Origin of the sequence: Allorhizobium pseudoryzae (assembly GCF_011046245.1) — a bacterium.
GTDB classification, from domain to species: domain Bacteria; phylum Pseudomonadota; class Alphaproteobacteria; order Rhizobiales; family Rhizobiaceae; genus Neorhizobium; species Neorhizobium pseudoryzae.
In genome coordinates this window covers 461,711-487,393 of the sequence record NZ_CP049244.1, presented here as the reverse complement: position 1 = coordinate 487,393, position 25,683 = coordinate 461,711, and the positions used below count along the sequence as shown (strand labels likewise).

Annotated in this window: 19 protein-coding genes and 1 pseudogene; 8 read left to right on the top strand and 12 right to left on the bottom strand. The window is 60.0% G+C overall.

Annotation, left to right across the window (positions count from 1 at the left end; all coding sequences use genetic code 11):
* Window positions 1-51: 51 nt before the first annotated feature.
* From G6N78_RS21160 to gbd, 5 genes are read right to left on the bottom strand one after another with little or no spacing between them, the layout of a single operon-like run.
* Window positions 52-1,329, bottom strand: a complete 1,278-nt coding sequence (locus tag G6N78_RS21160) for a TRAP transporter large permease (RefSeq protein ID WP_165223544.1) — start codon at window positions 1,327-1,329, stop codon at window positions 52-54.
* Window positions 1,326-1,817, bottom strand: a complete 492-nt coding sequence (locus tag G6N78_RS21155) for a TRAP transporter small permease (protein WP_165223541.1) — start codon at window positions 1,815-1,817, stop codon at window positions 1,326-1,328. The genes G6N78_RS21160 and G6N78_RS21155 overlap by 4 nt, the downstream gene beginning before the upstream one ends.
* The gene (dctP, locus tag G6N78_RS21150; protein WP_165223538.1) at window positions 1,814-2,794 is read right to left on the bottom strand and encodes a TRAP transporter substrate-binding protein DctP; all 981 of its coding nucleotides are present in this window, start codon (window positions 2,792-2,794) and stop codon (window positions 1,814-1,816) included. Before dctP ends, G6N78_RS21155 begins: the two co-directional genes overlap by 4 nt.
* A 55-nt stretch (window positions 2,795-2,849) precedes the next feature.
* Window positions 2,850-4,364: an aldehyde dehydrogenase (NADP(+)) gene (locus G6N78_RS21145; protein ID WP_165223535.1), complete on the bottom strand. Its 1,515-nt coding sequence runs from the start codon at window positions 4,362-4,364 to the stop codon at window positions 2,850-2,852.
* A 26-nt stretch (window positions 4,365-4,390) separates the two neighbouring features.
* Window positions 4,391-5,527: a 4-hydroxybutyrate dehydrogenase gene (gene gbd, locus G6N78_RS21140; protein WP_165223532.1), complete on the bottom strand. Its 1,137-nt coding sequence runs from the start codon at window positions 5,525-5,527 to the stop codon at window positions 4,391-4,393.
* Window positions 5,528-5,686: 159 nt separating this feature from the next.
* Here gbd and G6N78_RS21135 point away from each other — a divergent pair, with 159 nt between their 5' ends.
* From G6N78_RS21135 to G6N78_RS21115, 5 genes are all read left to right on the top strand, one after another.
* Window positions 5,687-6,622 carry a LysR family transcriptional regulator gene (locus G6N78_RS21135; RefSeq protein ID WP_165225339.1) on the top strand — a complete coding sequence of 312 codons (936 nt, stop codon included), beginning with the start codon at window positions 5,687-5,689 and terminating at the stop codon, window positions 6,620-6,622.
* 293 nt (window positions 6,623-6,915) lie between these two features.
* Complete coding sequence (locus tag G6N78_RS21130) at window positions 6,916-7,842, top strand: TAXI family TRAP transporter solute-binding subunit (protein ID WP_234906088.1); 927 nt, start codon at window positions 6,916-6,918, stop codon at window positions 7,840-7,842.
* Window positions 7,843-7,905: 63 nt separating this feature from the next.
* Window positions 7,906-10,059, top strand: a complete 2,154-nt coding sequence (locus G6N78_RS21125) for a TRAP transporter permease (RefSeq protein ID WP_165223524.1) — start codon at window positions 7,906-7,908, stop codon at window positions 10,057-10,059.
* 209 nt (window positions 10,060-10,268) lie between these two features.
* Window positions 10,269-12,077 carry a sensor histidine kinase gene (locus G6N78_RS21120; RefSeq protein WP_234906087.1) on the top strand — a complete coding sequence of 603 codons (1,809 nt, stop codon included), beginning with the start codon at window positions 10,269-10,271 and terminating at the stop codon, window positions 12,075-12,077.
* Entirely contained in the window at window positions 12,074-13,408 is a 1,335-nt protein-coding gene (locus tag G6N78_RS21115) for a sigma-54-dependent transcriptional regulator (RefSeq protein ID WP_165223516.1), read from the top strand. The genes G6N78_RS21120 and G6N78_RS21115 overlap by 4 nt, the downstream gene beginning before the upstream one ends.
* 25 nt (window positions 13,409-13,433) lie before the next feature.
* Here the strand turns inward: G6N78_RS21115 and G6N78_RS21110 are convergent, their stop codons facing one another.
* Entirely contained in the window at window positions 13,434-14,756 is a 1,323-nt protein-coding gene (locus G6N78_RS21110; protein WP_165223513.1) for an NAD(P)/FAD-dependent oxidoreductase, read from the bottom strand.
* Between the two features lie 328 nt (window positions 14,757-15,084).
* Here G6N78_RS21110 and G6N78_RS21105 point away from each other — a divergent pair.
* Window positions 15,085-15,562 (top strand): annotated as a pseudogene (locus G6N78_RS21105) (Lrp/AsnC family transcriptional regulator).
* A gap of 8 nt (window positions 15,563-15,570) precedes the next feature.
* On the opposite strand, the gene G6N78_RS21100 reads toward G6N78_RS21105, so the two are convergent.
* From G6N78_RS21100 to G6N78_RS21075, 6 genes are all read right to left on the bottom strand, one after another.
* Window positions 15,571-17,226 carry an ABC transporter ATP-binding protein gene (locus G6N78_RS21100; RefSeq protein WP_165223510.1) on the bottom strand — a complete coding sequence of 552 codons (1,656 nt, stop codon included), beginning with the start codon at window positions 17,224-17,226 and terminating at the stop codon, window positions 15,571-15,573.
* 1 nt (window position 17,227) lies between these two features.
* On the bottom strand, window positions 17,228-18,079 hold the full coding sequence (locus G6N78_RS21095; protein ID WP_165223507.1) for an ABC transporter permease: 852 nt from the start codon (window positions 18,077-18,079) through the stop codon (window positions 17,228-17,230).
* On the bottom strand, window positions 18,079-19,029 hold the full coding sequence (locus G6N78_RS21090; protein ID WP_165223504.1) for an ABC transporter permease: 951 nt from the start codon (window positions 19,027-19,029) through the stop codon (window positions 18,079-18,081). Before G6N78_RS21090 ends, G6N78_RS21095 begins: the two co-directional genes overlap by 1 nt.
* 231 nt (window positions 19,030-19,260) lie before the next feature.
* Window positions 19,261-20,862: an ABC transporter substrate-binding protein gene (locus G6N78_RS21085; protein ID WP_165223501.1), complete on the bottom strand. Its 1,602-nt coding sequence runs from the start codon at window positions 20,860-20,862 to the stop codon at window positions 19,261-19,263.
* A 318-nt stretch (window positions 20,863-21,180) separates the two neighbouring features.
* The gene (locus G6N78_RS21080; protein WP_165223498.1) at window positions 21,181-22,554 is read right to left on the bottom strand and encodes an aspartate aminotransferase family protein; all 1,374 of its coding nucleotides are present in this window, start codon (window positions 22,552-22,554) and stop codon (window positions 21,181-21,183) included.
* Window positions 22,555-22,574: 20 nt separating this feature from the next.
* Window positions 22,575-23,411, bottom strand: coding sequence for a GNAT family N-acetyltransferase (locus G6N78_RS21075; RefSeq protein ID WP_165223495.1), 837 nt, complete (start codon window positions 23,409-23,411; stop codon window positions 22,575-22,577).
* 306 nt (window positions 23,412-23,717) lie between these two features.
* On the opposite strand from G6N78_RS21075, the gene G6N78_RS21070 reads away from it, so the two are divergent.
* Window positions 23,718-24,386 (top strand): haloacid dehalogenase type II, encoded by a 669-nt coding sequence (locus G6N78_RS21070; protein WP_165223491.1) that lies wholly within the window; start codon window positions 23,718-23,720, stop codon window positions 24,384-24,386.
* 15 nt (window positions 24,387-24,401) lie between these two features.
* On the top strand, window positions 24,402-25,676 hold the full coding sequence (locus G6N78_RS21065; RefSeq protein WP_165225336.1) for an NAD(P)/FAD-dependent oxidoreductase: 1,275 nt from the start codon (window positions 24,402-24,404) through the stop codon (window positions 25,674-25,676).
* Window positions 25,677-25,683 lie beyond the last annotated feature (7 nt).

Genomic DNA, 25,683 nt, shown 5'->3' with positions numbered 1-25,683 from the left:
ATGGACAAATGGACCTGCCCCGCAGCCGGGGCAGGCATGTTTAGGGGGCCATTAGCGTCCCATCAAGGAGGGCAGCGTCATGCTGACCGCGGGCACGAAGGTGATCACCAGAAGGCACAACACGATGACCCCGACGAAGACCATCAACGGCTTCAGCATCTGCGTTACGGAACAACCAGCAATCTGTGCCGCGGCGAAGAGATTGACGCCGAGCGGCGGCGTGATCATGCCAAGTGCCAGATTCACCACCATGACGGTGCCGAAGTGGACTGGCTCGATGCCGACACGCGCGGCGGCATCCTGGAGGATCGGCGCAAGAACGATGATGCTCGCCCCTGTTTCGATGAACATGCCGATGATGAATAGCATTGCATTGATTGCCAGCATCAGCGACGCCGGACCGTCGAAGGTGCTTGTCAGCCAAAGCGCCGCAGCATCGGGCACGCCCTGCCGATTGAGCAGGTAACCCATCAGGCTGGCAGTCCCGATGATGAACATGATGACGGCGGAGGTGACAACTGACTTGCGGAAGGCGTTGACCAGATCCGCCCATGTCATCTCCTTGTGGAGGAACAAACCCACCACCATGGCATAGACAACTGCGATGACGCTGGCCTCCGTCGGCGTCGTGACGCCACCATAGATGCCGCCCATGATCAACAAAGGCATCAGCAGGGCCCAGACAGCGCGCCTTATGGCCGTGAGGCGTGGCAGACTGCCTTCGCCATCGCGTTTGCCCCAGCCTTTGACCCGGCACCAGATGACAGCCGTCATCAACAAGGCCCCAGCGATCATCAGGCCCGGCAGAATCCCGGCGAGGAAGAGCTGCGGGATCGAGGTCTGGGTCGCGACGCCGTAAAGAATCATCGGGATCGACGGCGGGATGATGACGCCGAGCTCTGCCGAGGTGGCCATAAGGGCGGCGACGAAACCGACCGGATAGCCATACTGGCGCATGGCTGGAATGAGCACGACGCCGACGGCGAATGTTGTGGCGACGCTTGAACCGGAAATTGCCGAGAACAGCATGCACGTCAGCACGCAGGTGGCCGCAAGGCCGCCCTGGATCTGTCCGACGAAAGCACGTGCAAACTCGACGAGACGGCGGGACAGGCCGCCAACCTCCATTAGGTTTCCGGCAAGAATGAAGAAGGGAATTGCGGCCAGCGGAAACTTGTCGAGGGCGATAAAGATCTGCTGGGGCACCACGATGGCGGGCAGGGTGGTGAAGCCGAACAGCCCGATCATCGACGCAAGCCCAATCGCGATGGCGATGGGAACCGAAATAGCGAAGAGCACCAGCATTGCGGAGACGAGTGCACCGGTCATTGTGCTGTCTCCTTTCCTGACTGGATGAAGTGCACGATCGCCCCAAGGGCCGCGAAGAACGATCCCACCGGAATGGCGGCATAGCCCCAGGCCATGGAAATCTCCAGACCTGCCATTTCCTGCATCCGGACACGTTGGGCCGTTGCGATGCCGAACCAGAAGAGGGTGACAAACATGATCAGGCAGGAGACGAGCGTGGTGGCTTCGATGCTACGGCGCAACCTGCCCGTGGTCGCCTCTCGCGCGAGATCGATGGCAACGAGCGCGCCTTTGCGCAGAGCAACGGAAATCCCGAGCAGCACCATCCAGACCAAGGCGAGACGGGTCAGTGCTTCCGACCAGCTGGAAGGCGTATGGAACAGGAAGCGCCCCATCACCTGCCAGAAGCTGGACGTTACCGCGACGGCCAGCGCAAGGGAGGCGGTAAATGCCACCCCCCGTGCAATAATCCTGTCCGTGCGACGGATCAGAGTGGCCGCTGAACTCATTGAGCTTTCCAGTCGCGGATGCGTTTCAGGAGGTCGGCGCCGAACTGGCTTTCGAATCCGGCATTGGCCGATGCCATGGCCTTGCGGTAGGCGTCGCGGTCAGTCACCTCGACCACTTCGATGCCGCGCTTGCGCAGTGTTTCGATACCCGCTGTCTCGTCCTGCTCCACCCGTGCCCGATTGGCGGCGGATGCGGCCTTGCCGCCTTCTTCCACTGCGGCTTTTTGCTCGTCCGTCAGGCCGGCGATGAAGTCCGGGTTGCAGACGAAGATGCCTGGCGAATAGACGTGGCGGGTGAGGTAGAGGTGTTTCTGCATCATGTCGAGATTGTTCGACAGGATCACCGGGATCGGGTTCTCCTGACCGTCGACAGTGCCCTGCTGCAGGGCCGAAGGCAGTTCGGAAAAGGCCATTGGCGTCGGCAAGACGCCGGCGGCCTGCCAAGCCTGCATATGCACCTGGTTTTCCATGGTGCGGATTTTCATGCCGCGCAGATCATCCGGCGAATGCACGGCCTTGGAACCGGTCGTCAGATTGCGGAAGCCGTTTTCCAGCCAGGCGACGCCGTAAAGACCATGCGCCGGGAAAAGGGCCAGGAGCTCTTGGCCCACGTCCGAATCCAGTACCCCGCGCGCGTGCTTGTAACTGTCGAACAGGAACGGCACATCGAGGACGCGGGTCTCGGCTACGAAATTGCCGAGCGGGCCGGCTGAGCCCATGGCGCATTCCTGAGAGCCGAACTGCACGCTTTCCAGTGCTTCGCGCTCGTTGTCCATGCGCTGGATCACCACATTGATCGTGCCGCCAGACTTCTCTTCTACCACCTTTTTGAAGGCTGTCGCCGCAAGGCCAAAGTGGCTGTCCGCGGGTGAGGAATGGGTCAGTGTCAGGGTTGTCTGGGCCGACGCCGTGAGGATGCCTGCGGCCAGTATCAAGCTGGTCAGCGCGGCTGTCTTCGTGGACTGTGACGGGTTCATGGTTTTCCTCCTCCAGATAGAAGGCATGTCCCGACGGGACATGCCGTTGGTGATGTTAAAGCAAGCCTTCCGGCAGCAGGGCCGCCGGGAAATTCTGGTAGCTGACGGGGCGCAGGAAACGCCGGATTGACAGTGTGCCGACACTTGTGGCGCCGAAATTCGTTGAGGCCGGGTAGGGGCCGCCATGCACCATGGAATCGACAACCTCCACGCCGGTCGGGAACCCGTTGACGAGCACACGTCCGGCCTTTCGCTCAAGTACGGGCAGCAGCGTCCTGGCCAGAGGCAGGTCGCCATCGTCCATGTGCAGGGTGACCGTCAGTTGACCCTGGAAGCTCAGCGCGATGCGGCGCATCTCCTCGGCTGTTTCCACCCGAACGATAAGACCGAGCGGACCAAACACTTCTTCCGACAGCATATGGTCGGCGAGGAACTGGTTCGCCGTCGTCTCATAGAGGTTCGGATTGCTGCTGCGCCCTTCCGAGACGGTCTCATGTACCGGCTGCACCGTCTCGCGGTTCTGCAAGCGGGCTTGGCCGGACTGATAGGCGCGGGCAATGCCTTCTGTCAGCATGACCTGCGGGCCGGTCTTCGCGAGTGCTTCCTTTGCGGCGGCCACAAAGCTGTCCGCGTCCGCGCCGGCCACAACAACGGCAATGCCCGGATTGGTACAGAACTGGCCGGCGCCCATCGTCAGCGAGGCGGCCCAGCCTGCCCCAAGGGCGCCGGCACGTGCCTTTATGGCTTGCGGCAGAAGGAACATCGGATTGACGCTTCCCAGCTCCCCGAAAAAGGGGATGGGCTCTGGGCGGCTGGCACACAGGTTGAACAACGCCCGGCCGCCTGCCAGCGAGCCGGTGAAGCCGACGGCCTTGATGAGGGGATGGGTGACAAGGGCGCTGCCCACATCCCGATTGCCGCCCTGCACCAGGCTGAAAACGCCCGGATCGATTCCGAGCTTGCTGATGGCGGCATGGATGGCTTCCGCGACGATCTCGCTTGTGCCGGGGTGGGCGGAATGACCCTTCACCACAACCGGGCAACCGGCTGCAAGAGCTGCTGCTGTATCACCGCCGGCCGTTGAGAAAGCGAGGGGGAAGTTGGAGGCGCCGAACACCGCAACAGGTCCGATCGGGCGCTGCATCAGCCGGATCTCCGGACGCGGCGCCGGCTGGCGGTCCGGCAGGGCGGAGTCAAGACGGCGGTCGAGATACTCTCCCTTTTCGATGTGGCTGGCGAAAAGCCGGAGCTGGCCCGTTGTGCGGCCCCGCTCGCCCTCAAGACGGGCGGTCGGCAGTCCGGTTTCCTGGCAGCCGATTTCGGTAATGGAGGCACCCCGTGCCTCAATCTCATCCGCAATGGCCCGCAGCAGGGCAGCGCGGTCAGTGGCTGACGAATAGCCATAGGACCAGAAGGCGGCTTCGGCGGCTTCTGCGGCGCGATTGACCATCTCGACTGTGCCCAGCGAAAAGGCGGCGGGCTCACCGGAAACCGGCTCATTGTAAAAGCGATCAGGCGTTGCCACCCATTCGCCGGCAATCAGGTGTTTGCCGTGCAGCGTATAGGTCATCTTGTCACTCCCAGGGGGGCTTTCGCTTACAGTGCTGCCTGAAGCATGGCGTGGTAATCGTCAGCCGTAGCGTCACGCGGGTTGGTTCGGTGGCTATGGTCGGCAAGCGCTCCCTTTACCACCTTGTCAAACAGGTCAGCGGTAACACCCAGCTGCGAGAGGCGGGTGGGCAGGCCAATGGCACGGGTCATATCCTCGATGGCGGCGCCAATGTCTACATCAGCAGCAAGGCCCATGGTATCGGCAAGGCGGGCATACTTGTTCTCGTCAACCGAGGTCTTTGCACTGCGGTTGAAGGCGAGCACCGGCGTCATGAAGATGGCATTCAATGTGCCGTGATGCAGCTTCGGATTGAGGCCACCCAGCGAGTGGCTGAGGCTGTGCACGCAGCCGAGGCCCTTCTGGAAGGCCATGGCGCCCATGGTTGCTACGATCGCCATGTTGGCGCGTGCATCGCGGTTGCCCGGCTCTTCCACGGCAAGGCGGATGTTGGCCCAGCCGCGGCGCAGGCCTTCCAGCGCGATGCCATCGGCCGGCGGGTTGAAGGAGGGGGCGAGATAGGTCTCGATGCAGTGGGAAATGGCGTCCATACCCGTGGCAGCGGTCAGCATGGGTGGCAGGCTCATCGTCAGTTCCGGATCGACGATGGCGGCTTTCGGCACCAGGTAGGGAGACAGCAGTCCAACCTTGCGTCCATCTTCCAGAATAATGATGGCGGCGCGACCCACCTCACTGCCCGTACCGGCGGTGGTCGGAATGGCAATGGTGGGGAATGTACGCGCGGTTATCTTTTCGAGGCCCCCCTCGATCACGGCATAGGTCTTCAGCGGTCCCTCATGGGCGCCCATCACGGCGACCGCCTTGGCAAGATCCAGCGCAGAGCCACCGCCGATGGCAACGATACCGTCACCTTTGGCTTCTCGGAAGAGCGCGGTCGCTTTCACGGCTGCTGCTTCGTTCGGGTTGCCCGGGGTTTCGTCAAAAACGGCAGCTGGAGTGATGCCCGTGGCGGTCTCGATGCGTTCCAGAATACCAAGCGCACGCACGCCCTTGTCGGTGACGATGACCGGGCGGGTGATCCCGGCAAGTTCCAGTTCACCCTTCAGCGTTGCGATTTCGCCGTACCCGAATTGGACCCGCGTCACATAATTGATCAGGCTCATGCGCCTCCCCCTACCTGGTATTCCTATTTGATAACGTCTTGGGACAGTTTCTCGCGAGAGCGACTGTAAAATCATCCGGCTGTGGAAAATAACGGCAGAAAAACACCTGTAAATCCGCTATTGCTGAATATCGATATAACAAAATGGAAATTGAAGCCGATGCCGCGCATCTATTCCAATCCGATGATCCGCCTCTCCATGCGGCAATTGCTTTTGATATCAGCCATTGACGATAACGGTTCGCTCAAGCGGGCATCGGAGTTGATTGGCATGAGCCAGCCGCGCGCGACAAAGGCGTTGCAGGAGGCTGAGGAGCTGACCGGCACGCAACTGTTTAACCGGACGAATCGCGGGCTCAACCCGACACCTGCGGGCGAATGCATGATCCGGCACGCAAAAACCATGCTGTCACAATTGAAGGCGATGGAAGAGGAGATCAACACGGCATCTGACAGCGGATGGGCTAGGTTGCGCGTCGGCACAATCATGGGTGCCGTTCCCTATTTGACGGAAACCATCAGCAGCTTCCTCAGGCGCTTCCCCCGCACCTCGTTCGAGATTCTGGAAGATACCAGCGTCGAACTGTTCAGGCAGTTAGATCGAGGTCTGCTCGATCTTATCATTGGGCGCAGCTCCATGATCGCCACTCCGCAGCTTTACCATGTCACGGCCTTTCACGATGAACGGTTGGCAGTGGTCGCCAATCGCGCTCACCCTCTGGTTGACCGCAAACGCGTGCGCTTGACGGACCTCGAGGATTCCCGCTGGATTGTCTACACTGCGGCGATGCCCATGCGGCTGTTGCTGGAGCAGGAGTTTCGACAGGCCGGGCTCCACATGCCCTCCGGACTAATGGAGACGCGCTCCGCGCTGACCACAATTTCACTGATCCAGGCCGAACCGAATACAGTCGCGCTGCTCTCCAGCGACGTTGCCGAATTTTTCGTAAACTTCGGCATGGCCAGCATCCTGCCCATGCATCTTCGTTCCAAGAGTGAGCCCTACGAAGTCATAACTCGCCGCTCCGTGGAGCAGTCAACACATGTACAGGCTTTCATAAACGATCTGCTGGCCGGAGCGATGGGTCGCCATTGAGCAGCAGCAATTATTGGAGATACCCACGACATGTTCTGCAGGATGGCCTTCGACCCTCTGCTATGCGCCTCAATGTCCCGATTTCGGCTTCGGCGTGCTTGGCAAAAACCTGCCTGTCTCTTCGTAACTGCTGGCATTATCCTGCCAGCTACGATCACTCAATTCCTGATTATTAAATGAAAACAATAACCTCAGAATTGGCCCAGACTTTGCTCCCAAAGATGCGCGGACAGATAGCCGCAGTGATCCTGGGAGGAGTTTTTATGAGACTGAGCATCGGCAAATCAGCAATCATGGCCTTTGGTCTGATGGGCGCCATCGCAACTTCGACGGCGGCAAAGGCAGATCAGTTTATCAATATCCTGACAGGCGGAACATCCGGCGTATATTATCCGCTCGGTGTCGCCCTCTCCAAGATTTACGGTGAGAAAATCGAGGGTGCCCGAACCCAGGTTCAGGCGACCAAGGCTTCGGTCGAGAACCTCAACCTGCTGCAACAAGGCAGGGGAGAAATCGCGTTTGCGCTTGGTGACGCCGTCAAGCTGGCTTGGGAGGGGGATGCCGAAGCAGGTTTCAAGGCTCCGCTGAAAAAGCTGAGAGGCATCGCCGCAATCTATCCGAATTACATTCAGATCATGGCCTCCCGCGAATCTGGCGTTACGACGCTTGCAAACCTGGAGGGCAAGAGCCTATCGGTCGGCGCGCCGAAATCGGGCACTGAGCTCAATGCACGCGCCATTCTCGGTGCTGCGGGTTTGACTTACAAGCAATTGGGGAAAACCGAATACCTCCCGTTTGCCGAATCCGTCGAACTCATGAAGAACCGTCAGCTGGATGCGACGTTGCAATCGGCAGGGCTCGGAGTTTCTTCGTTCCGTGACCTTGCGGCGTCGCTCGATGTACAGTTGGTCGCCATACCGGGGGAAATCGCAAGCAAACTCGGTGCCCCCTACGTCGCGGCGACTGTGCCCGCGGGAACCTATGAAGGGCAGAAGGCTGACGTCGCGACGGTTGCTGTAGGCAATTTTCTCATCACGCACGCGGATGTCTCCGATGACGTTGCCTACCAGATGACCAAGCAACTCTTCGAGAACCTGCCAGCGTTATCTGCGGCCCACAAAGCGGCCGATGGGCTGAAGGTGCAAAATGCACTCACCGGCATGCCCGTGCCGCTGCACCCGGGGGCTGAGCGCTACTACAAGGAAAAAGGCCTCCTATAAGCCATGTCGACCACGAGGCGGTGATGGAGGGTCACCGCCCCTAGCTTTTGTCTGGAGGACCTGATGACATCCGCTCTGCCACCCAAAGACGGTCATGCTGCCGAGCTTAGCGCGCATGACGCTCTTTCCGCCGCCTTCCCCAGCACACCGGAAGGACGGCTTATCTTCTCTATCGCGCTCGCCTTTTCCGCTTTCCAACTTGCGACGGCCGCCCATCTAATTGATCCGCCGAGCCAGTTGGTGCGCGCCATCCATGTCGGCTTCGTCACGGCATTGATCTTCCCGTTGCTGGCCGCCCTTCTCAACAAGGGGCGCAACACTAAAGTAGCCGCCTGGACCTGTTCTGCCATTGCCGCATCGGTTGCGTTCTATCAGTGCTACGAGTACACAGACTTGATTTTGCGCGCGGGAGACCCTCTCGATCGAGACATCGTCTTCGGCGTCATCGCCCTCTCAATTGTCTTCGCAGCCTCCTGGGTGCTGATGGGGCCAGCACTGCCGATCATCGCAGGCGTGTTTCTTCTCTATTGCCTTTTCGGGGAATACCTTCCTTCGCCGCTGAACCACCGTGGCTATTCCTTTGGCCAGGTCATCGACCATATGGCCTACGGGACTGAAGGGATTTATGGCATCCCGACGCTTGTCTCCTCGTCGTATATCTTCCTGTTCATCCTCTTCGGCGCCTTCCTGGAGAAGGCGGGTATGATCCAACTGTTCAACGATGTCTCTTTGAGCCTCGTCGGCGGGCGCCGCGGTGGTGCAGCCAAGGTTGCAATCATCTCATCCGGTTTGATGGGGACAATCTCAGGCTCAGGCGTGGCCAATGTTGTCACCACCGGCCAATTTACCATTCCGCTGATGAAGCGGTTCGGTTATCGCCCCGCATTTGCTGGCGGCGTCGAAGCCACGGCTTCAATGGGTGGGCAGATCATGCCGCCGGTCATGGGTGCCGTTGCCTTCATCATGGCTGAAACCTTGGGTGTGGAATATCACGAGGTCGTCAAGGCGGCATTGATACCTGCCATTTTGTACTTTGCCTCGGCGTTCTGGATGGTGCATTTGGAGGCAGGGAAGCGGGGGCTGCTGGGGCTGCCGCGCGCAGAACTGCCGTCCGCCTCGGCTGCCCTGAAGAAGGGCTGGCATCTCATCCTGCCGCTGGCGGCCCTCGTGTGGTTGCTTTTTTCGGGTTACACGCCGCTCTTTGCCGGAACGGTTGGGCTTTCCTTCATTCTACTTCTCATCCTTGGCGCTTCTATTGCCATCCGACTGCCTTCAATGGTCGTGCGGATGATCTTCTGGATCGGGCTTGGTGGGGTGGCCGCAGCCTTCTTCAAATTCGGCATGACCGTTGTCCTATCCGCACTTATGGTTCTCATCATCGTCAATGCGCTGAGAACCAGTGGCCGACAGACACTCGCCGATTGCCGCGATGCCTTGGCCGAAGGCGCAAAGACAGCTTTACCGGTTGCCATCGCCTGTGCGCTTGTGGGTGTCATCATCGGCACGATGACACTGACCGGCGCTGCCAATACATTCGGCCAGTTCATCGTGTCGGTCGGCGGAACCAGCCTGTTTCTGTCCCTCGTGCTCACCATGGTAACCTGTCTCGTGCTCGGAATGGGCATACCAACCATTCCAAACTATATCATCACTTCGTCGATCGCTGGCCCGGCCCTTCTTGAACTCGGGGTGCCCCTGATTGTTAGCCATATGTTCGTCTTCTACTTCGGCATTCTGGCCGATCTTACTCCGCCTGTCGCGCTTGCCTGTTTTGCCGCAGCACCCATCGCACGCGAAAGCGGTCTGAAGATCTCGCTTCAGGCCGTGAAGGTTGCAGCCGCGGGATTTGTGATCCCGTTCATGGCAGTCTATTCGCCGGCCCTGATGCTCCAGGACGGCGGACAGTTTGCTCTCGACTATGGCTATGTGACTGCCGTCGTCTACATCGTTTTGAAGACGACGCTGGCAATCGGCCTGTGGGGAGCAGCCGTGATAGGATTTGTTGCCGTTCCACTCTCGCCACTCCTGAGGCTGACTGCTGCCGCAGCAGCGTTTACCTTGTTTGCGGCACTGCCTCTAACAGATGAGATCGGCTTCGGCTTTGCCGCAATCTTCGCCGTTCTTGTTTGGCGCAGCTCGCGACGGGATGGGCAAAAGAAGGATGCCCCGTCATCGACAGATGGTGCCCCTTCCGTCCCTCCGGCTTCCGGAATCTAATGATCTCGGATCATGCCACGCGCATTACGGCGTGTGGCATGATAGAGGAGGATGAACGCGGCTTGAGTGCCCCACACAGGGTCGAACGCTGCCGGAAGCCATTCATGCAGCGGATGCATCTTATCGGAAATCAGATAATGTAATGGCAGGGCTCACTTCGAACAGCAAGCCCTTTGACCGCCCGAAAGCTTGAAGGACGCGGATTGACGATGAATGCCGTTTTCAACCGCCTGACGCTGTCTATCCTGCTCTGCGCGTTTGTTGCACCGGTTGCCGTCTATCACATTGCGCATCATATGCTGCTTCGTGCGGAGCAGGATCAGTTGCAGCAGAACCTGTCCCTGACCGACCGGGCGATCGTGACCGAGATCGATCGTTTTCGTGCATTGCCGCGCATATTGGGCCAGGATGCGCGTATCCGCGCGCTCTCGCATGACACAAGCCCCCAGAACATCGCTCTTGCCAACCACTATCTTGAAACGATCGTAAAGCAGGTAGGGCCCTCTGATCTCTATGTTCTTGATCATGATGGAAAAACGCTTGCCGCCAGCAATTACGCGACGCCCCAGAGCTTTGTCGGCCATGATTACAGCTTCAGGCCCTATTTCCTGGACGCCCTGTCGCAGGGCGAGGGCCGTTTTTACGCTATTGGCGTCACCACCCGAAAACCAGGCTATTTCCTGTCCTCGCGTATCGATTTGGAGGGCCGGCCGCCGATCGTCGTGGTGGTGAAGGCAGATCTGACCCCGCTGGAGGCCGCTTGGAAAGCCGCAGGTGTCAAGACAGCTATTGCGGACGAAGCGGGGCTTGTGTTTCTGGCAGGCGATCCGCAATGGCGATACCGCCCGCTTCATCGGCTGGATGCCGGGACCCTCGACCAGCTTCTTCAGGAGAGGACCTATGATGGGATTGACCTCGAAAACGCCCAGCCGATCTTCAAGGCCACGGATGGCTCTTTCCCAGATGACGATCGGCAGGCAGCCATTCAACTGGATGGTGAGCAAAGGCTGGTGACGCTATCCTCGACGATACAGCCCGATGGTTGGAAGGTTATCGCTGCGACGGATGCGAGCCAAGCCTCTGCCAGCGCATCACTTTGGGCTCTTGCGACACTGGCCAGTGGGCTGATGATCAGTGCTGGCTTCTATGTCATGGACCAGCGCCGCCAGTTGATTGCGATGCGACTGAGGCAGGGTGAGCTTCTTGAACAGATGGTCGCAGAGCGGACAAGTGACCTTGCATGCGAGGTTGCCATCCGCAAACGCACTGAAGAAGAGCTTCGCCGCACCCAGGAAGGACTTGTGCACTCGGAAAAGATGGCGGCCCTTGGTCGAATGTCGGCTGCGATCGTCCACGAAGTAAGCCAACCGCTGGCGGCGCTGGATGCGACACTCGCCACAGCCGGATTACTCGCTTCAAGGCATGCGCAAGAGGAGGTCGGTCTTCGATTGGAAAAAGCGCGTGGACTTGTGCGTCGCATGCAAAGAACAGTCAAACACCTGAAGACATTCTCCCGCAAGGACGTCTCGGACATGGAGCGGGTCTGTGTGGAAACTGTTATCGACAATGTGGTTGAGCTCGCTGCACCACGCGTTAATTCCTTGGGGTTGAGCGTTGACGTTACTGGGGAGACGCCATCCCCCACCGTAATGGCTGTGCCGGTCAAGCTCGAGCAGGCCATGCTGAACCTGCTCCTCAATGCGGTCGATGCGGTTGCGGACCGTCCGGATCCCGAGATTAGGATCGAGCACCGCCACGGTCTGCAATGGGTCGAAATTGCGATTGTTGACAATGGCAGCGGCATCGCCCCCGATCTTCGTGAGCGGGTCCTGGAACCCTTCTTCACCACGAAGCTGACCGGCGAGGGACTTGGATTGGGTCTTTCTATCGCCGCCACCATCATCAAGGAATGCGGGGGCGCCATCCGCTTCGCCGAGGCAAATGCCGGTGGCACGCGCGCGACCATTTCGCTACCCGTTGCTGACCGGCCTGAAACGTCGCTGGAGGCGGCTCAGTGAAGAAGGGGCGGATCATTCTGATCGATGATGATCGCGATCATCTGCGGGCGGCCAGCGACTGGCTGACGGTGAACGGTTTCGAGGTCCTCAGCTTTGATCGTGCCGACGATGCCTTCAAGGCCATCATTGATCAGCCTCCGGACCTCGTCTTGACGGATCTGAGAATGCCGGGCGTTGACGGCATGACGCTGCTGAGTTCAGTTGTGCGCAAGTGTCCCGGACTTCCCGTCATTCTCCTGACAGCTCATGGCGATGTCTCTCTTGCTGTCGAGGCGCTGAAGCGGGGCGGCGAGGACTTCATCGAAAAACCCTATGATGCCGAGCGACTGGTCGGCGTCCTTTCCAAGGCAATCGAGAAGTCGCGGATGAGCCAGGAGATTGGTCGCCTGCAAAGGCTGGTTGTGCAGCAGGACAAGGAAGTAGGCTCAATCATCGGCGACAGCACCGCTATTCGCTCCCTCAGACAAAGAATTGCTGCTCTTGCGCAGGTCGACATCGATGTTCTGATTATCGGTGAGACGGGGACCGGCAAGGAGTTGGTGGCTCAGGCACTTCACTACCAGAGCCACCGAGCACCAGCGCCCTTTGTGGCAATCAACTGCAGCGCCCTGCCGGAAAGCATCTTCGAGAGCGAAGTCTTCGGACATGTCAAAGGGGCATTCACGGGCGCGCTTTCAGAGAGGCAAGGCAAGTTTGAGCATGCGACCGGCGGCACTATTTTCCTAGACGAAATCGAGGCCATGCCTTTGCCGTTCCAGGCAAAGATCCTTCGCGTTTTGCAGGAACGAGTTGTCGAACGATTGGGGGAAAACCGTCTTCGACCGGTGGATGTCCGCATTGTCGCAGCCGCGAAGACCGATCTGTCTGCCGAGATTGCTGCCGGGCGATTTCGTGAGGACCTGTTCTACCGACTGGCGTCTGTGGATGTCCGGATTCCACCGGTGCGAGAGCGAGCGGAGGATATCGAGCAGTTGTTCCGGCATTTCGCTTCTCTTGCGGCGCGGCGTTATGGGCGGCCGGAACCGCAAGTGCCGCCAAGCCTTGTCGTTCGGCTTCTCCAGCAAGAGTGGCGCGGCAATGTGCGCGAGGTGAAAGCCCGAGCCGAGCGCTTCGCGTTAGGATTGGATGAGGAGCAACCACAGCAAAGCGCCTTCAGCATTGAAGCGCCTCTACCGGAGCGGGTTTCTCATTACGAAGCGCGCCTCATACTCGCGGCCTTAGGAATCAATCACGGCAATACGGCCCAGACGGCGGCAGACCTTGGCATCCCGGTACGAACGTTGAACGAGAAGATCAAGCGATATGGTCTGCGGTATTCTGGCGAGACGTGAAGAATGGCAGATTTCTTTCTTGTCGTCAGAACTCCGACACCTTGCCCCAAGCAGATTTTGCGAAGCGCGAGGGGTGGTAGGGTTTCGGATCGACTATGGGTTCTGCTCCCGAGGCGAGGTCGGCGATGAGATGGCCGGCACCCGGTCCTATACCGAAGCCGTGACCGGAAAAGCCGGCAGCGAGGATAAAGCCCGGCAGGCTCTCGATTTCGCCGATGCCCGGCACGCCGTCGGGCGTCGAATCGATATAGCCGGCCCAGGTGCCGGTGATCTGCGTGGTCTTCAGCCCCGGCAGAAGGTCGAGCGCACGCCGATGAATGAGGCGCAGCGTCGCTTGGTCAGGCTTTGGATCGAGGATGCGCATGTGCTCCATCGGCGTCGGCCGGTCGAGCCGCCAGCGCGACAACGTCTCATGCCCGCTTTGAATTCCTTCGAATCCGCCTGGCGATAGCAGCCGCCAGCGCTTGACGAACATGGGCAGGAATTGCGGCAGGAAGCGCAATTGCTGAGGCGTGAGGTCGACCCGGGCATTGCCGCTGATGGCGAGTGTGAAGTCGCCATTGCTGCGGCTGGTGACCGAAATTTCCTTCGTGTGCAGCGCCGGCGGAATGCCTGCAGCGCCTGAGACAGCGACGATGGAGGACCTGATCGATGCCTGCGGAAAGCGGATGCCGAGCTGCCGGCAAAAGGAGGACGCCCAGGCACCGCCGGAGAGAACTGCGATCTTCGTGCGGATCGTGCCGCGTTCGGTGACGACGGCGCTCAGCCGGCCGCCCTCGGTCTCGACGCCGCGCGCAGCACAGTTCTGGATGACCGTGCCGCCGAGCTTCGTCATGGCGCGGGCGACGGCCGGTGCCGCCTTGGACGGATCGGCAATGCCGTCGGTCGGCGAGAAGACGCCGCCTTTCCAGGAGCGACCGGTCGCCTGGCCCTTTTCGGCAGTCTCGGCAGCCGACAACATATGCGTCGTCACGCCGACGGTTTTCGCAAAGTGGCGCCAGCGCGCCCAGCCGGCGATTTCGGCTTCGTTGTTGCTAAGATAAAGCAGGCCGCAGCGGCGGAAACCAATATCCTCGCCGGTCTCGGCCACGAAGCGCTCCCACAGATCGAGGCTCTTGGTGGCAATGGGGAGTTCGCGCGCGTCGCGGTTCTGCTGACGGCACCAGCCCCAGTTTCGGCTCGACTGCTCTGCCCCGATGCGGCCTTTCTCAAGCAGCACCGTCCTCAACCCGCGCTGCGTCAGGAAATAGGCCGTGAAGGCCCCGACAATGCCGCCGCCGATGACGACGACATCTGCCTCTTGCGGCACGGTCGAAGGGGTTTCGATGAGGGTCAACGGTGCGGGCATCGGCTTCTCCATGTCTCAGAGCGCAGTTCGTTCCGATTGCATCGGATCGGCGCTCCAAGTTTTTGTTAAAGCATAATCTTGTCGACCCTCGTGTCACTCCGGTCGGCTTATGCTCTCAGCCCACCTTAGGCGCTCGCTAAACGCATGCGGAACCGCAGTTCACGCCATGGCGGCAGAAAATTCCGGTGCCGCGTCATGCATCGAAATCTTATGCGTCGTTTCATCTTTTCCGGCTTGATGGACAAGCGATCCGTATATGCTAACCTTGCTTTTGCACAAGCAGCAGAATTTTATGCTGCAAGAAATGACGGAAGGCGGCAGGCCCATGATGAAACTCGACCGGACGGATATCAAGATCCTCTACGAGCTGCAAAAAAAACGGCCGCATCACCAATGTGGAGCTGGCCGAACTCGTGCATTTATCACCAAGCCCTTGCCTGATGCGCGTCAAGCGGTTGCAGGCGGAAGGTTATATCGAGGGCTATTCGGCACAGATCAATCTCGGCAAGCTTGGCCAGACGCTGACCGTCTTCACGGAAATCACGCTGAAGAACCACCGCCAGGTCGACTTCGCCCGCTTCCTCGCTGTGGTCGACAAGATCGATCAGGTCATCGAATGCCATCTCGTCTCCGGTGGCTACGATTACCTAGTGAAATTCGTGACCGCCGGCATCGGCGAATATCAGACGATCATGGAACGCCTGACCGACATGGAGATCGGCATCGACAAGTATTTCAGCTTCGTCGTGCTGAAATCGCCGATCGTGAAATCGCATTTGCCGCTGACGAGCCTGTTTCCGGTGTGAGGCGAAGCTCACGTCCCGCCATATTGCCTGACCAGTTCCGGCTCCAGCACCAGCGTGTCGAGCCAGGTCGGATTGAGTTTCGGCACGGACGAGAAGAGCAGTTTCGAGTAGGGATGCGCCGGCGTCTTCACGTCATCGCGCGTCAGGTGCTCGAGCTTTTCACCGCGATACATGACGACGATCTCGTCGCAGATCGCCTCGACCACGGAGAGATCATGGCTGATGAAGATGTAGGAAAGGTCGAGTTCGCGCTGCAATTCCTTTAGCAGTTCGATAATGGCGGCGGCGACCACGGTGTCGAGCGCGGAGGTGATCTCGTCGCAGATGATCAGCTTCGGATTGGCGGCGAGGGCCCTGGCAAAGTTGATGCGCTGCTTCTGCCCGCCGGAGAGCTCGGACGGATAGCGGTGCCGTAGCGCCTTCGGCAATCGGACCATGTCGAGAAGTTCCTCGACGCGCGCTGCGCGCGCCTTGCCACTCAGGCCGTGATAGAAGCGCAAGGGTCGGCCGAGAATGTCGTCGATAGGCTTGGCTGGGTTGAGCGCCGTATCAGCATATTGGAAAACGATCTGCATTTCACGCAAGGCCGCGCGCGAGCGCCGGCGGGCTGCATGGTCGAGTTCCTTGCCGTCGAAGACGATGTTACCGGCATTCGCTGGCAGGATGCCGGCAATGCAGCGCGCCAGCGTCGATTTTCCGCAGCCGGATTCGCCGATAATGCCCAGGTTGCGCCCTTTCTCAACCGACAGGCTGACCGAGCGCACGGCCTGGATGAAGGGCAGGCCGTCCGGCTGGATTGGTCCATAGCCGGCAATGACATTCTCGATTTCAAGAAGCGGTCGCGGCTTCTCGAAGGGCTTGTCGGCAAATTGCGTCTCTTTCGGCTCGAAGGCGGCCAGAAGTTCCTGTGTGTAGGCGTGCTTTGGCGTTGAAAGGATCGCTTGCGTCGTTCCTTCTTCCTGCACTTCGCCGCCTTTGAGCACGACGATCCGATCGGCAATCTGCGCAACGACGGCGAGGTCGTGCGAGACATAGACGCCAGAAATGCCTCCGGCCTTCATCACCGACTTGAAAGCCTTGAGCACATCAATCTGCGTTGTGACATCCAGCGCCGTTGTCGGTTCATCGAAGATGACGAGCTTGGGGTCGCCGATCAGCGCCATGGCGGCTGCAAGGCGCTGCAGCTGCCCGCCCGAGACCTGGTGCGGATAGCGCGCCCCAATGGTTTCAGGCGATGGGAGCGACAGTGCTCTGAAGAGTTCGATCGCCCGCTCGCGTGCCTTGTCGCGTGTCATCAGGCCATGGATGCGGGTCACTTCGATGACCTGATCCATGATCGTCTGCGACGGGTTGAAGGCGGCGGCAGCACTTTGCGGCACATAGGCGACGTCCGTACCTCGCATGGCCGAACGCTCGCGCTCCGAAAGCTTCGCCATGTCCTTGCCATCGACCAGTATCGAGCCGTCCGAAATTCGGCAGCCGGGGCGGGCGTGGCCCATCAACGTCAGCGCAATCGTCGTCTTACCCGAGCCGCTTTCGCCGATCAGGGCAACGATCTCGCCCTTGGCAATCTCGAGATCGACGCCCTTGATGATCTCGATGCGACGGCCTGAATCGGTGGTGGCCTCGACATGGAGGTTCCGGATTTCGACAAGCTTGCTCATATCAAACGCTCCGGTCGCGGATCTTGCGGGGAAGGTTGTCGATCAGCAGGTTGACGCTGATCGTGAGGCTCGCAATGGCAATCGAGGGTGCGATGACGGCGGCCGAACCGAAGGAGAGCCCTTGGATATTCTCATGCACCAGCGCGCCCCAGTCGGCCAGCGGCGGCTGTACGCCAAGACCGAGGAAGGAAAGCCCTGACAGCAAGAGCACGATGAAGACGAAACGCAGCCCGAAATCGGCCAGCACGGGCCGGACGATGTTCGGCAGGATTTCAGAGACCGCGAGATAGAACGTGTTTTCACCGCGCGTGCGGGCAACCGTGATGAAATCCATCGTGTTAACATTCACCGCCAGCGCACGCGCAAAGCGATAGGACCCGGGAATGTAGATGACCGCGAGCGTGACGATGAGAGCCGGCAGCGACGAGCCGACTGCGGCCACGACCACCAGGCCGAAAAGCTTGCTGGGGATGGAGATCATCGCATCCATGAAGCGGCTGAGCAGGGTGTCGAACCAGCCGCCGATCACCGCCGCCGTCATGCCGAGGATGACGCCGCTGCTCGAGGCGATGAGCACACCGGCCAGCGCGATGCCCAGCGTGTAGCGCGCCCCGAGAATGATGCGCGAGAGCATGTCGCGACCGAGATAGTCCGTACCGAGCCAGAACTTGGAGCTCATCGGACCGAAATAGTCCATGTCGACGATTTTGCCGATCGGATAGGGTGCCATGTTCGGTCCGAGGATAGCCACGGTCGCCCAGAAGAGGATCACCAGGAGGGCGACCATACCGACGGGGCTGAACGAGTATCCGAAAATGCCGGAGTTTGAGGTCGATGGGGCGCTTTGCGTCATCAGCGGAGCCTCGGATTGGACAGGATGGCAATGATGTCGGCAATTGTGATGAGGATCAGGTAGCCAAGACAGAAGATCAGCGCACAGGTCTGGATCAGCGGCAGGTCGCGGGTGGCCACCGCATCGACCATAAGCTTGGCGATGCCTGGATAGTTGAAGATCGTCTCGATGATGATCACGCCTCCGATCAGGTAGGAAAGCGACAGCGCCAGGGCGTTGACGATGGGGCCGAGCGAATTGGGCAGCGCGTGTCTCAGCACCATGCGGCTGCGCGATGCGCCCTTCAGCAGCGCCATTTCCACATAGGGCGTCGATAGTGTTTCGATGACGGCGGCACGCGTCATGCGGATGATCTGGGCGGAGACGACGAAGGTCAGTGTTACGACGGGCATCGCATACATGCGCAACATGTCCGAAAGCGAATGCACCTCGTTGACAAAGGAAATCGCCGGCAGCCATTTGAGGTAAACAGCGAAGATCAGCACCGCAGTCGAGGCGACTACAAATTCGGGAACCGATATGATGCCGATCGTCAACACCGTCACGATGCGGTCATAGATCGAACCGCGCATCACGGCGGCCGTGATGCCGAGCGTCAGGGCGAGCGGCACGGCAACGAGGGCGGTGATGCCTGCAAGTTCCATCGTATTGACGAAACGGCCGCTGATCAGCGCCGCGATGGGCATATTGTTGGCATAGGACGTGCCGAGATCGCCAGTGAAAACGCCGCCAAGCCAGCGCAGGAAGCGCAGTACGGCCGGCTCGTCGAGATGCATGGCATGGCGAAGCCCCGCGACCGCTTCCGGTGTCGCGGCCTGACCGAGCAGAATGGCGGCAGTATCCCCCGGCAGCATGTTGGTGGCGAAGAAAACCGCAAAGGAAACGATGAGCAGCGTAATCAAGCTGAGGATCAGCCGTCTTCCGATCATGGTTGGGATTTCAGCGTTCATGAGAGATCTCCAGCCGCATACTATTGACGAAGGCAGCACCGCATTCCGGATTAAAACATGCCGCGCAGAACGACATTGCGGTTTTTTGCCTGGCATGACTGATCCGCGCTCCGGCAAGGGAGCCATCAGCTGCAAGTCAGCGCCTGCAGGAGGATATATCGCACCCTCAAACAGCAACGAACGGCGGTAGCGTCCGGGAGAGCGGTAGCCTCCCGGACACGGCCTGTTCGATCAGGCCTCGAGCCAGACATATTCGGCCATGGCATAGCCCATCATGCCGCCGAGCGGGTTGGGCAGAAGACCCTTGACCTTACTGGAAATGCCGTCGGCATTGGTGGTGGAGGCCGGGATGATAGTGCCCGCTTCTTCCGAGATCATGGTTTGCATCTCGTTGTAGATCTCGTGGCGCTTGGCCTCGTCGAGCAAGCCCCGGGCTTCCAGCATCATCGAGTCGAACTTCGGCGACTTGTACTGGCTCTCGTTCCACGGCGCATCGGATGAGTAAAGCAGCGAGAAATAGATGTCCGGAGTCGGTCGCGGGTTGATGTTGCCGAAGTGGATTGGTGCCTTGAGCCAGTATTTGTCCCAATAGCCATCCGAGGGCACACGCTGGATATCGAGCTTCAGGCCGATATCGGCGCCCGCAGCCTGGATGATCATCGCCATGTCGACCGAGGAGTCCGCTGCCTGGGAAGCCACGACCGGGATCGATTGGCCGAGAACGCCGGCCTTCTGGAAATAGTGCTTGGCTTTGTCCGGATCGAATGCCTTTGGTTTCAGGTTCGGATTGTGGAAGGCATTCGCCTTTGAGATCGGCTGGTCGTTACCGACTTCACCGAAGCCGCGAAGCGCCGTGCTCACGATCTGCTCGCGATCGACCAGATACTTCATACCCGTCACGAAGTCGGGCTTGTTCAAGTCGAGGCGGATGTTCAGGTTCGTATAGGTTCCGGTGTTCGTCCTGGAAAGTGCAAAGCCGCTTTGCCCTTCCAGCAGCTTGGCGGAACGCGGATCGACAGCCGAGCAGAACTGCACATCGCCCGCCAGCAGCGCATTAACGCGGGCGCTGGCATCGCTGATGGCGAAGTACTCGAAGGAGTCGAGATGCGGCAGGTTCGGCTTCCAGTAATTCGTGTTCTTCTTGACGATCGAGCGGACGCCCGGCTCAAACGTCTCCAGGACGAAGGCGCCGGTGCCGATGCCCCTCGAAAAATCGGTCGTTCCGTCCTGCACGATCATGAAGTGATGCAGCGCCAGAATGTACGGAAGGTCGGCATTGGGCGCCTTCAGCACGATTTCGACGGTCAACGGGTCGATCGCCTTGATCTCGGTCATCTGGGCGGCAATCTTGGCAACCTTCGAGCCGACGGCCGGATCGAGGTGACGCTTCAGCGCGAACACGACGTCGGCGGAGGTGAGGGTCTTGCCATTGTGGTACGTGACGCCCTTGCGAAGCGTGACAGTCCAGGTCTTGGCGTCCTTGGTCTCGAGCTTCTCTGCAAGCTCCATTTGCGGGATGCCGGTGACGTCAATGAAGGTCAGGCGATTGTAGACCATGCAGCACCGCGCGTAGTCGGTGCCGAGCGAGGCTTTGGCCGGGTCAAGCGTGTCGGCATTGGAGGAGGAAATGCCGGCTGCCTTGATGTGGCCGCCGGAGACCGGAGTCGCGGCAATAGCCTGCTCTGCGCGGCTGAAGACGGCTCCGCCTGCGGAGACGGCAACGCCGCTTGCCAGCATCATCATCAGCAGATCGCGGCGGGTCGCACCGCGACGGATGGCGTCTTCGACGCGGGCGTCGTCCGATTTCGTCCAATTGGTAATCTTATCGGTCATAGCATTCCCCTTCTTCGTGTGATTGGGCGATGTCCGTCTTGTGCGGACTTTTCAGACCCGGTGAATTCTCTTGCTCGCGGTATTCCTCTTTTCGCGCCCTCTCCCTATGATCCGCCGGCTTACCGGCACAGGCGCCTGCACTCTCGCTGGGTATGCCGGTTGCCCAAGGTCGCTTTCGCTCCTCGGCTTGATGTCGAACAGTCTGTCATGTCCACCTTGGTGTATCGTTCGAATTACTCTGGGACAGCAGCATAAAATTGCGAACTTGCTTCCTGCGGCGGTATATCGCGAAGTGCCGCCGCAGGCGGTTTGGGCGGCTCAGGCCAGTGCGCTGCGAATATCCGGATCTTCCAGAGTCTGGTTCAGCGTCTGGCGGGTGCGCTCGATAATGGCGTCGATGTCGGCGTCCGTGCAGCAGAGCGGCGGGGCATAGCCCAGCACGCCTTGCGGGAAGGCGCGGATGACGAGACCGTTGTCCCAGGCGCGGTCGAAAATGCGGCGCGCTGGCTGGCTGGCTGCCGGAAGAGGCTTCTTCTTCGCCTTGTCAGTCACCAATTCGACGCCATAGAGCATTCCGCGACCGCGAATATCGCCGACGAGCGGATGATCTTGAAGGCTGTTCAACCCGTCCAGCAGACGCTGACCGGCCGTGACGCCGTTTTCGAGCAGCCCGCCTTCGTAGAGCTTCAGGACTTCCAGCGCGACGGCAGCACTCACCGGGTGTGCGGAATAGGTAAAGCCGTGGCCAACCGCCGCTTCGCCCGCGCCATCGGCAATCGTGTCATATACATGATCGGCCATGAAGACTGCCCCCATCGGCACGTAGCCGGAGGTCAGGCCCTTGGCGACCGTCATCATGTCCGGAACGATGCCTTCGTCGGTCGAGGCGAACAGAGGCCCGGTGCGGCCGAAGCCGGTGATGACTTCGTCGGCAATGAAAAGGATGCCGTAGCTCTTACAGAGATCGCGCATCGCCTTGATCCAGCCTCTGGGCGGCACGATAACGCCGCCCGAGCCTTGAATCGGTTCGGCATAAAATGCTGCCACGCGGTCTGCGCCGATCTCCTCGATCTTGGCCTTCAACGCTGCGAGCGAGGACGTGATGATCGCCGCATCGTCGGAGCCGACCGGGTTGCGGTAGGGGTAGGGCGAGGGGATCTTGTGCTGCCAGTCGAAGGGCAGGCCGAAACCGGCATGGAAGGCGGGAAGGGCGGTGAGCCCCGCACCGACCGAGGTCGAGCCATGATAGCCCTGCTGGATCGAAATGAATTGATCGCGCTGCGGTTCGCCTTTCGCAGTCCAGTAATAGCGTACGAAGCGGATGGTGGAGTCCACCGCATCCGAACCGCCCAGCGTGAAATAGACGCGGTTGAGATCGCCCGGCGCGCGTTCGGCAAGCTCTGCGGCAAGCCGGATCGCCGGTTCGGAGCCGAGATCGAAATAGCCGGTCGCATAGGGAAGTTCGCGCAGCTGCTTCGTCGCGGCTTCGATGATGCTCTCGTGGCCATAGCCGGCGTTGACGCACCACAGACCTGCAAAACCATCGACGAGCTGGTGGCCGTTGGCCTCGGTGACAGTCGCACCGGAGGCAGATTTCAGCACGCGCACGCCCTGCCGTTCATGGCCGCGGTAGGAGGAGACAGGGTGGATGAGGTGGGCGCGATCGAGTTCGATCAGGGAATTGGCGAGCATTCTCAAACTCCGAATTTGTTTCAGCCGAAAGCCTGGCTGACAAGGGCAAAGACTTTGGTTTCGGGCTCACCGGCGTCCTCGATCAGCGGACGTCGCATTGTCACACCGCCGCCGACATGCGCCAGGCCCAGTTCGGAAAGCCAGGACGCAAGACCGGTTTCGCTGTCCGTATCGACGCGCAGGAAGGCGCCCTCACGCGATGAGGCGAAATAGGCGATCAGCGCGCAAGCGGTCTTCGAATCCGGTGCAATGACAGGGCCGATGACCTCGCCGCGCCCGAACGGGCGGATCGCTGCCCAGGCCACCACGGCGTCGCCCTTGCGCACGACAGCGATCTGTCCGCGCTCCAGCAGTACATCGACAAGCGCCGAGCGGTCGGTACTATATGCATTGCGGTCGAGTGCCCTGACGGTCTCCACATCGTTATTCTGCATGTCCTCGACCCCTCCGGGACGTTGGACTGCGTGAACCTCGCCCTGATGCTGACGGATCGTGCCCGTGGCAACGAAGCCCAGCTTTTCATAAAGTGGCAGGCCTTCCTTCGTGGCGATCAGGCGCAGTGGTCGAGCGCCCGCGAGTTCGAAGGCGCGTTCCATCAACTTGCGGCCGAGACCGAGGCCGCGCATGGATTTGTCCACCATCACCATGTTAATCGTTGCATAGGCGTCGCCGAGCGGGGTCATAAAGGTCGTGCCCATAACGCGACCGGTTCCGTCGATCGCGACAATGCCAGCGCTCAATTGCTGGACCATCGCCCAGTCTTCACGGCGATGGGGCCAGCTTTCGGCGCGCGACAACACAACGGCGTCGTCAAGATGCTCAGGCCCGAAGGCGACGAGGTCGATCTGGTTCTGCATGGACATTTCCTTTCGTGACCGGAAGTCTCGGTCAGGACGGAGAAGCTAATCGTCTGAATGGCGCGACTGGCGCGCTATCTTCCGCCGAAGCGTAACGCCGGTGCGGCATCTTATGCTGTGATCTCGATGCGGCAGGTCCTTGAGAGGGGCAGCGAGGGCTCCGGACGGGCGTTGGCCTGCAATTGTGTGCCAAAGGGGACCGCAGATTAAGAACTTTGTGCTTTGAGGACGGGCGATTTCGGCCCGCCGACTTGGCACGACACCTCCTATGATCAGGTCAATGAAACAGAACGCCAGAGGAAGAACTTGATGGCCATTCGTCCGAAATACGTGTCCTTCGACTGCTACGGCACGCTGATCAATTTCGATATGGCGGGTGCGGCCCGCGATCTTTACGGCGACCGGCTCGACGAGCAGGCCATGCAGAAGTTCATCCGCAACTTCTCCGCCTATCGCCTGGACGAGATCATGGGTGCTTGGAAGCCTTATGCAGAGGTCGTTCACAATTCGCTATCGCGCACCTGCAAGGCCAATGGCGTGACCTTCAAGGACGAGGACGCGCAGATGGTTTACGAACGCGTGCCGACTTGGGGTCCGCATGCCGATGTGCCAGCGGGGCTTGCCAAGGTGGCCAAAGAAATTCCGCTGGTGATCCTGTCCAATGCCATGAACTCGCAGATCATGTCGAATATCGAAAAGCTCGGCGCGCCCTTCCATGCCGTCTATACAGCCGAACAGGCACAGGCCTACAAGCCGCGCTTCCAGGCTTTTGAATACATGTTTGACATGCTTGGCTGCGCCCCCGAAGACATCCTGCATGTCTCCTCCTCCTTCCGCTACGACCTGATGTCGGCGCATGATCTCGGCATCACGAACAAGGTCTGGGTCAATCGCGGCCATGAGCCGGCCAACCCCTATTACGGCTATACGGAAATCGCCGACATTTCTGGCCTGCCGGGCGTTGTGGGTCTTTGAGAAAGCGTGAGCACGATGAAATTCGTCTCCTATTGGCATGACACGGCGCCGGCCTTTGCGGGAGCTGCACAGGGCCCGGTCGACGGTCATTACGATGTGGCCGTCGTCGGGGCAGGCTTTACCGGGCTCGCCGCCGCGCGGCAGCTGGCCAGGGTGGGGGCGAAGGTTGTCGTACTGGAGGCCGAGCGCGTCGGCTTCGGCGCCTCGGGCCGCAATGGTGGGCATCTGAACAACGGGTTGGCGCATAGCTATCTCGGCGCCAAGTCAGAGCTTGGAAAGGAACGCGCCATCGCGCTCTACCATGCACTGGACGCTTCCATCGACATCATCGAGGCGCTCATCGCCGAAGAGGGGATCGACTGCAACTTCCGCCGCTCAGGCAAGCTGAAGCTCGCCTCCAAGCCGCAGCATTTCGAAGCGCTTGCCCGCAATTTCGAAGCACTGAACAAGGAATGCGATCCCGACACGGCGCTGCTCTTGGCGGAAGAGCTGAAACGTGAGATCGGCTCGCCCTTCCACGGGGCGATGCTGTCGAAGAAGAGCGCTATGATGCATATGGGTCGCTATGTCGTCGGTCTGGCTGAAGCTGCCGTGCGGCATGGCGCGACATTTTTTGAAGGTACGACAGTCACGGACCATAAGGAGGCGAATGGCGTGCACACGCTACAAACCTCGCGCGGGACGGTCACGGTCGCCAATGTCATCATGGCGACCGGAGCTTACACGACGAAGAATTTCAGCTGGTTCCGCCGCCGCATCATCGCTGTGGGCAGCTTCCTCATCGCCACGCGCCCGCTGACGGATAGCGAAGTGCAAGCCGTGATGCCGGGCAACCGAACCTGCGTCAACACGATGAATATCGGCAATTACTGGCGGCTTGCGCCCGACAACCGCCTGATCTTCGGCGGCCGCGCCCGTTTTTCGGCGACCTCGGATCAACGCTCCGATTCCAAGAGCGGCGAAATCCTGCGCGACAGCATGGAGCGTATCTTCCCGCAATTGAAGGGCATCGACATCGACTATTGCTGGGGTGGTCTCGTTGATATGACCGCCGACCGCTATCCGCGCGCCGGCTTCCATGACGGTCTGTGGTACGCCATGGGTTATTCCGGCCACGGCGCGCAGCTCTCCACCTATCTGGGCATGACGGTCGCCGATGCCATCCTCGGCCGCGCCGACCGCAACCCCATGCGCGACTACCCTTGGCCCGCCGTTCCTGGCCATTTTGGCAAGCCCTGGTTCTTGCCGCTGGTGGGGCAATATTACAAGATGCTCGACAGGTTTCAGTGAGCCTCCT

Excerpts from the sequence above, each read along its gene's own strand:
- G6N78_RS21110 (WP_165223513.1), bottom strand. The coding sequence starts at position 14,756 with ATGCCCGCACCGTTGACCCTCATCGAAACCCCTTCGACCGTGCCGCAA.
- dctP (WP_165223538.1), bottom strand. The coding sequence starts at position 2,794 with ATGAACCCGTCACAGTCCACGAAGACAGCCGCGCTGACCAGCTTGATA.
- gbd (WP_165223532.1), bottom strand. The coding sequence starts at position 5,527 with ATGAGCCTGATCAATTATGTGACGCGGGTCCAATTCGGGTACGGCGAA.
- G6N78_RS21125 (WP_165223524.1), top strand. The coding sequence starts at position 7,906 with ATGACATCCGCTCTGCCACCCAAAGACGGTCATGCTGCCGAGCTTAGC.
- G6N78_RS21100 (WP_165223510.1), bottom strand. The coding sequence starts at position 17,226 with ATGAGCAAGCTTGTCGAAATCCGGAACCTCCATGTCGAGGCCACCACC.
- G6N78_RS21160 (WP_165223544.1), bottom strand. The coding sequence starts at position 1,329 with ATGACCGGTGCACTCGTCTCCGCAATGCTGGTGCTCTTCGCTATTTCG.
- G6N78_RS21065 (WP_165225336.1), top strand. The coding sequence starts at position 24,402 with ATGAAATTCGTCTCCTATTGGCATGACACGGCGCCGGCCTTTGCGGGA.
- G6N78_RS21155 (WP_165223541.1), bottom strand. The coding sequence starts at position 1,817 with ATGAGTTCAGCGGCCACTCTGATCCGTCGCACGGACAGGATTATTGCA.
- G6N78_RS21120 (WP_234906087.1), top strand. The coding sequence starts at position 10,269 with ATGAATGCCGTTTTCAACCGCCTGACGCTGTCTATCCTGCTCTGCGCG.
- G6N78_RS21135 (WP_165225339.1), top strand. The coding sequence starts at position 5,687 with ATGCCGCGCATCTATTCCAATCCGATGATCCGCCTCTCCATGCGGCAA.
- G6N78_RS21080 (WP_165223498.1), bottom strand. The coding sequence starts at position 22,554 with ATGCTCGCCAATTCCCTGATCGAACTCGATCGCGCCCACCTCATCCAC.
- G6N78_RS21145 (WP_165223535.1), bottom strand. The coding sequence starts at position 4,364 with ATGACCTATACGCTGCACGGCAAACACCTGATTGCCGGCGAATGGGTG.
- G6N78_RS21095 (WP_165223507.1), bottom strand. The coding sequence starts at position 18,079 with ATGACGCAAAGCGCCCCATCGACCTCAAACTCCGGCATTTTCGGATAC.
- G6N78_RS21090 (WP_165223504.1), bottom strand. The coding sequence starts at position 19,029 with ATGAACGCTGAAATCCCAACCATGATCGGAAGACGGCTGATCCTCAGC.
- G6N78_RS21075 (WP_165223495.1), bottom strand. The coding sequence starts at position 23,411 with ATGCAGAACCAGATCGACCTCGTCGCCTTCGGGCCTGAGCATCTTGAC.
- G6N78_RS21085 (WP_165223501.1), bottom strand. The coding sequence starts at position 20,862 with ATGACCGATAAGATTACCAATTGGACGAAATCGGACGACGCCCGCGTC.
- G6N78_RS21130 (WP_234906088.1), top strand. The coding sequence starts at position 6,916 with ATGGCCTTTGGTCTGATGGGCGCCATCGCAACTTCGACGGCGGCAAAG.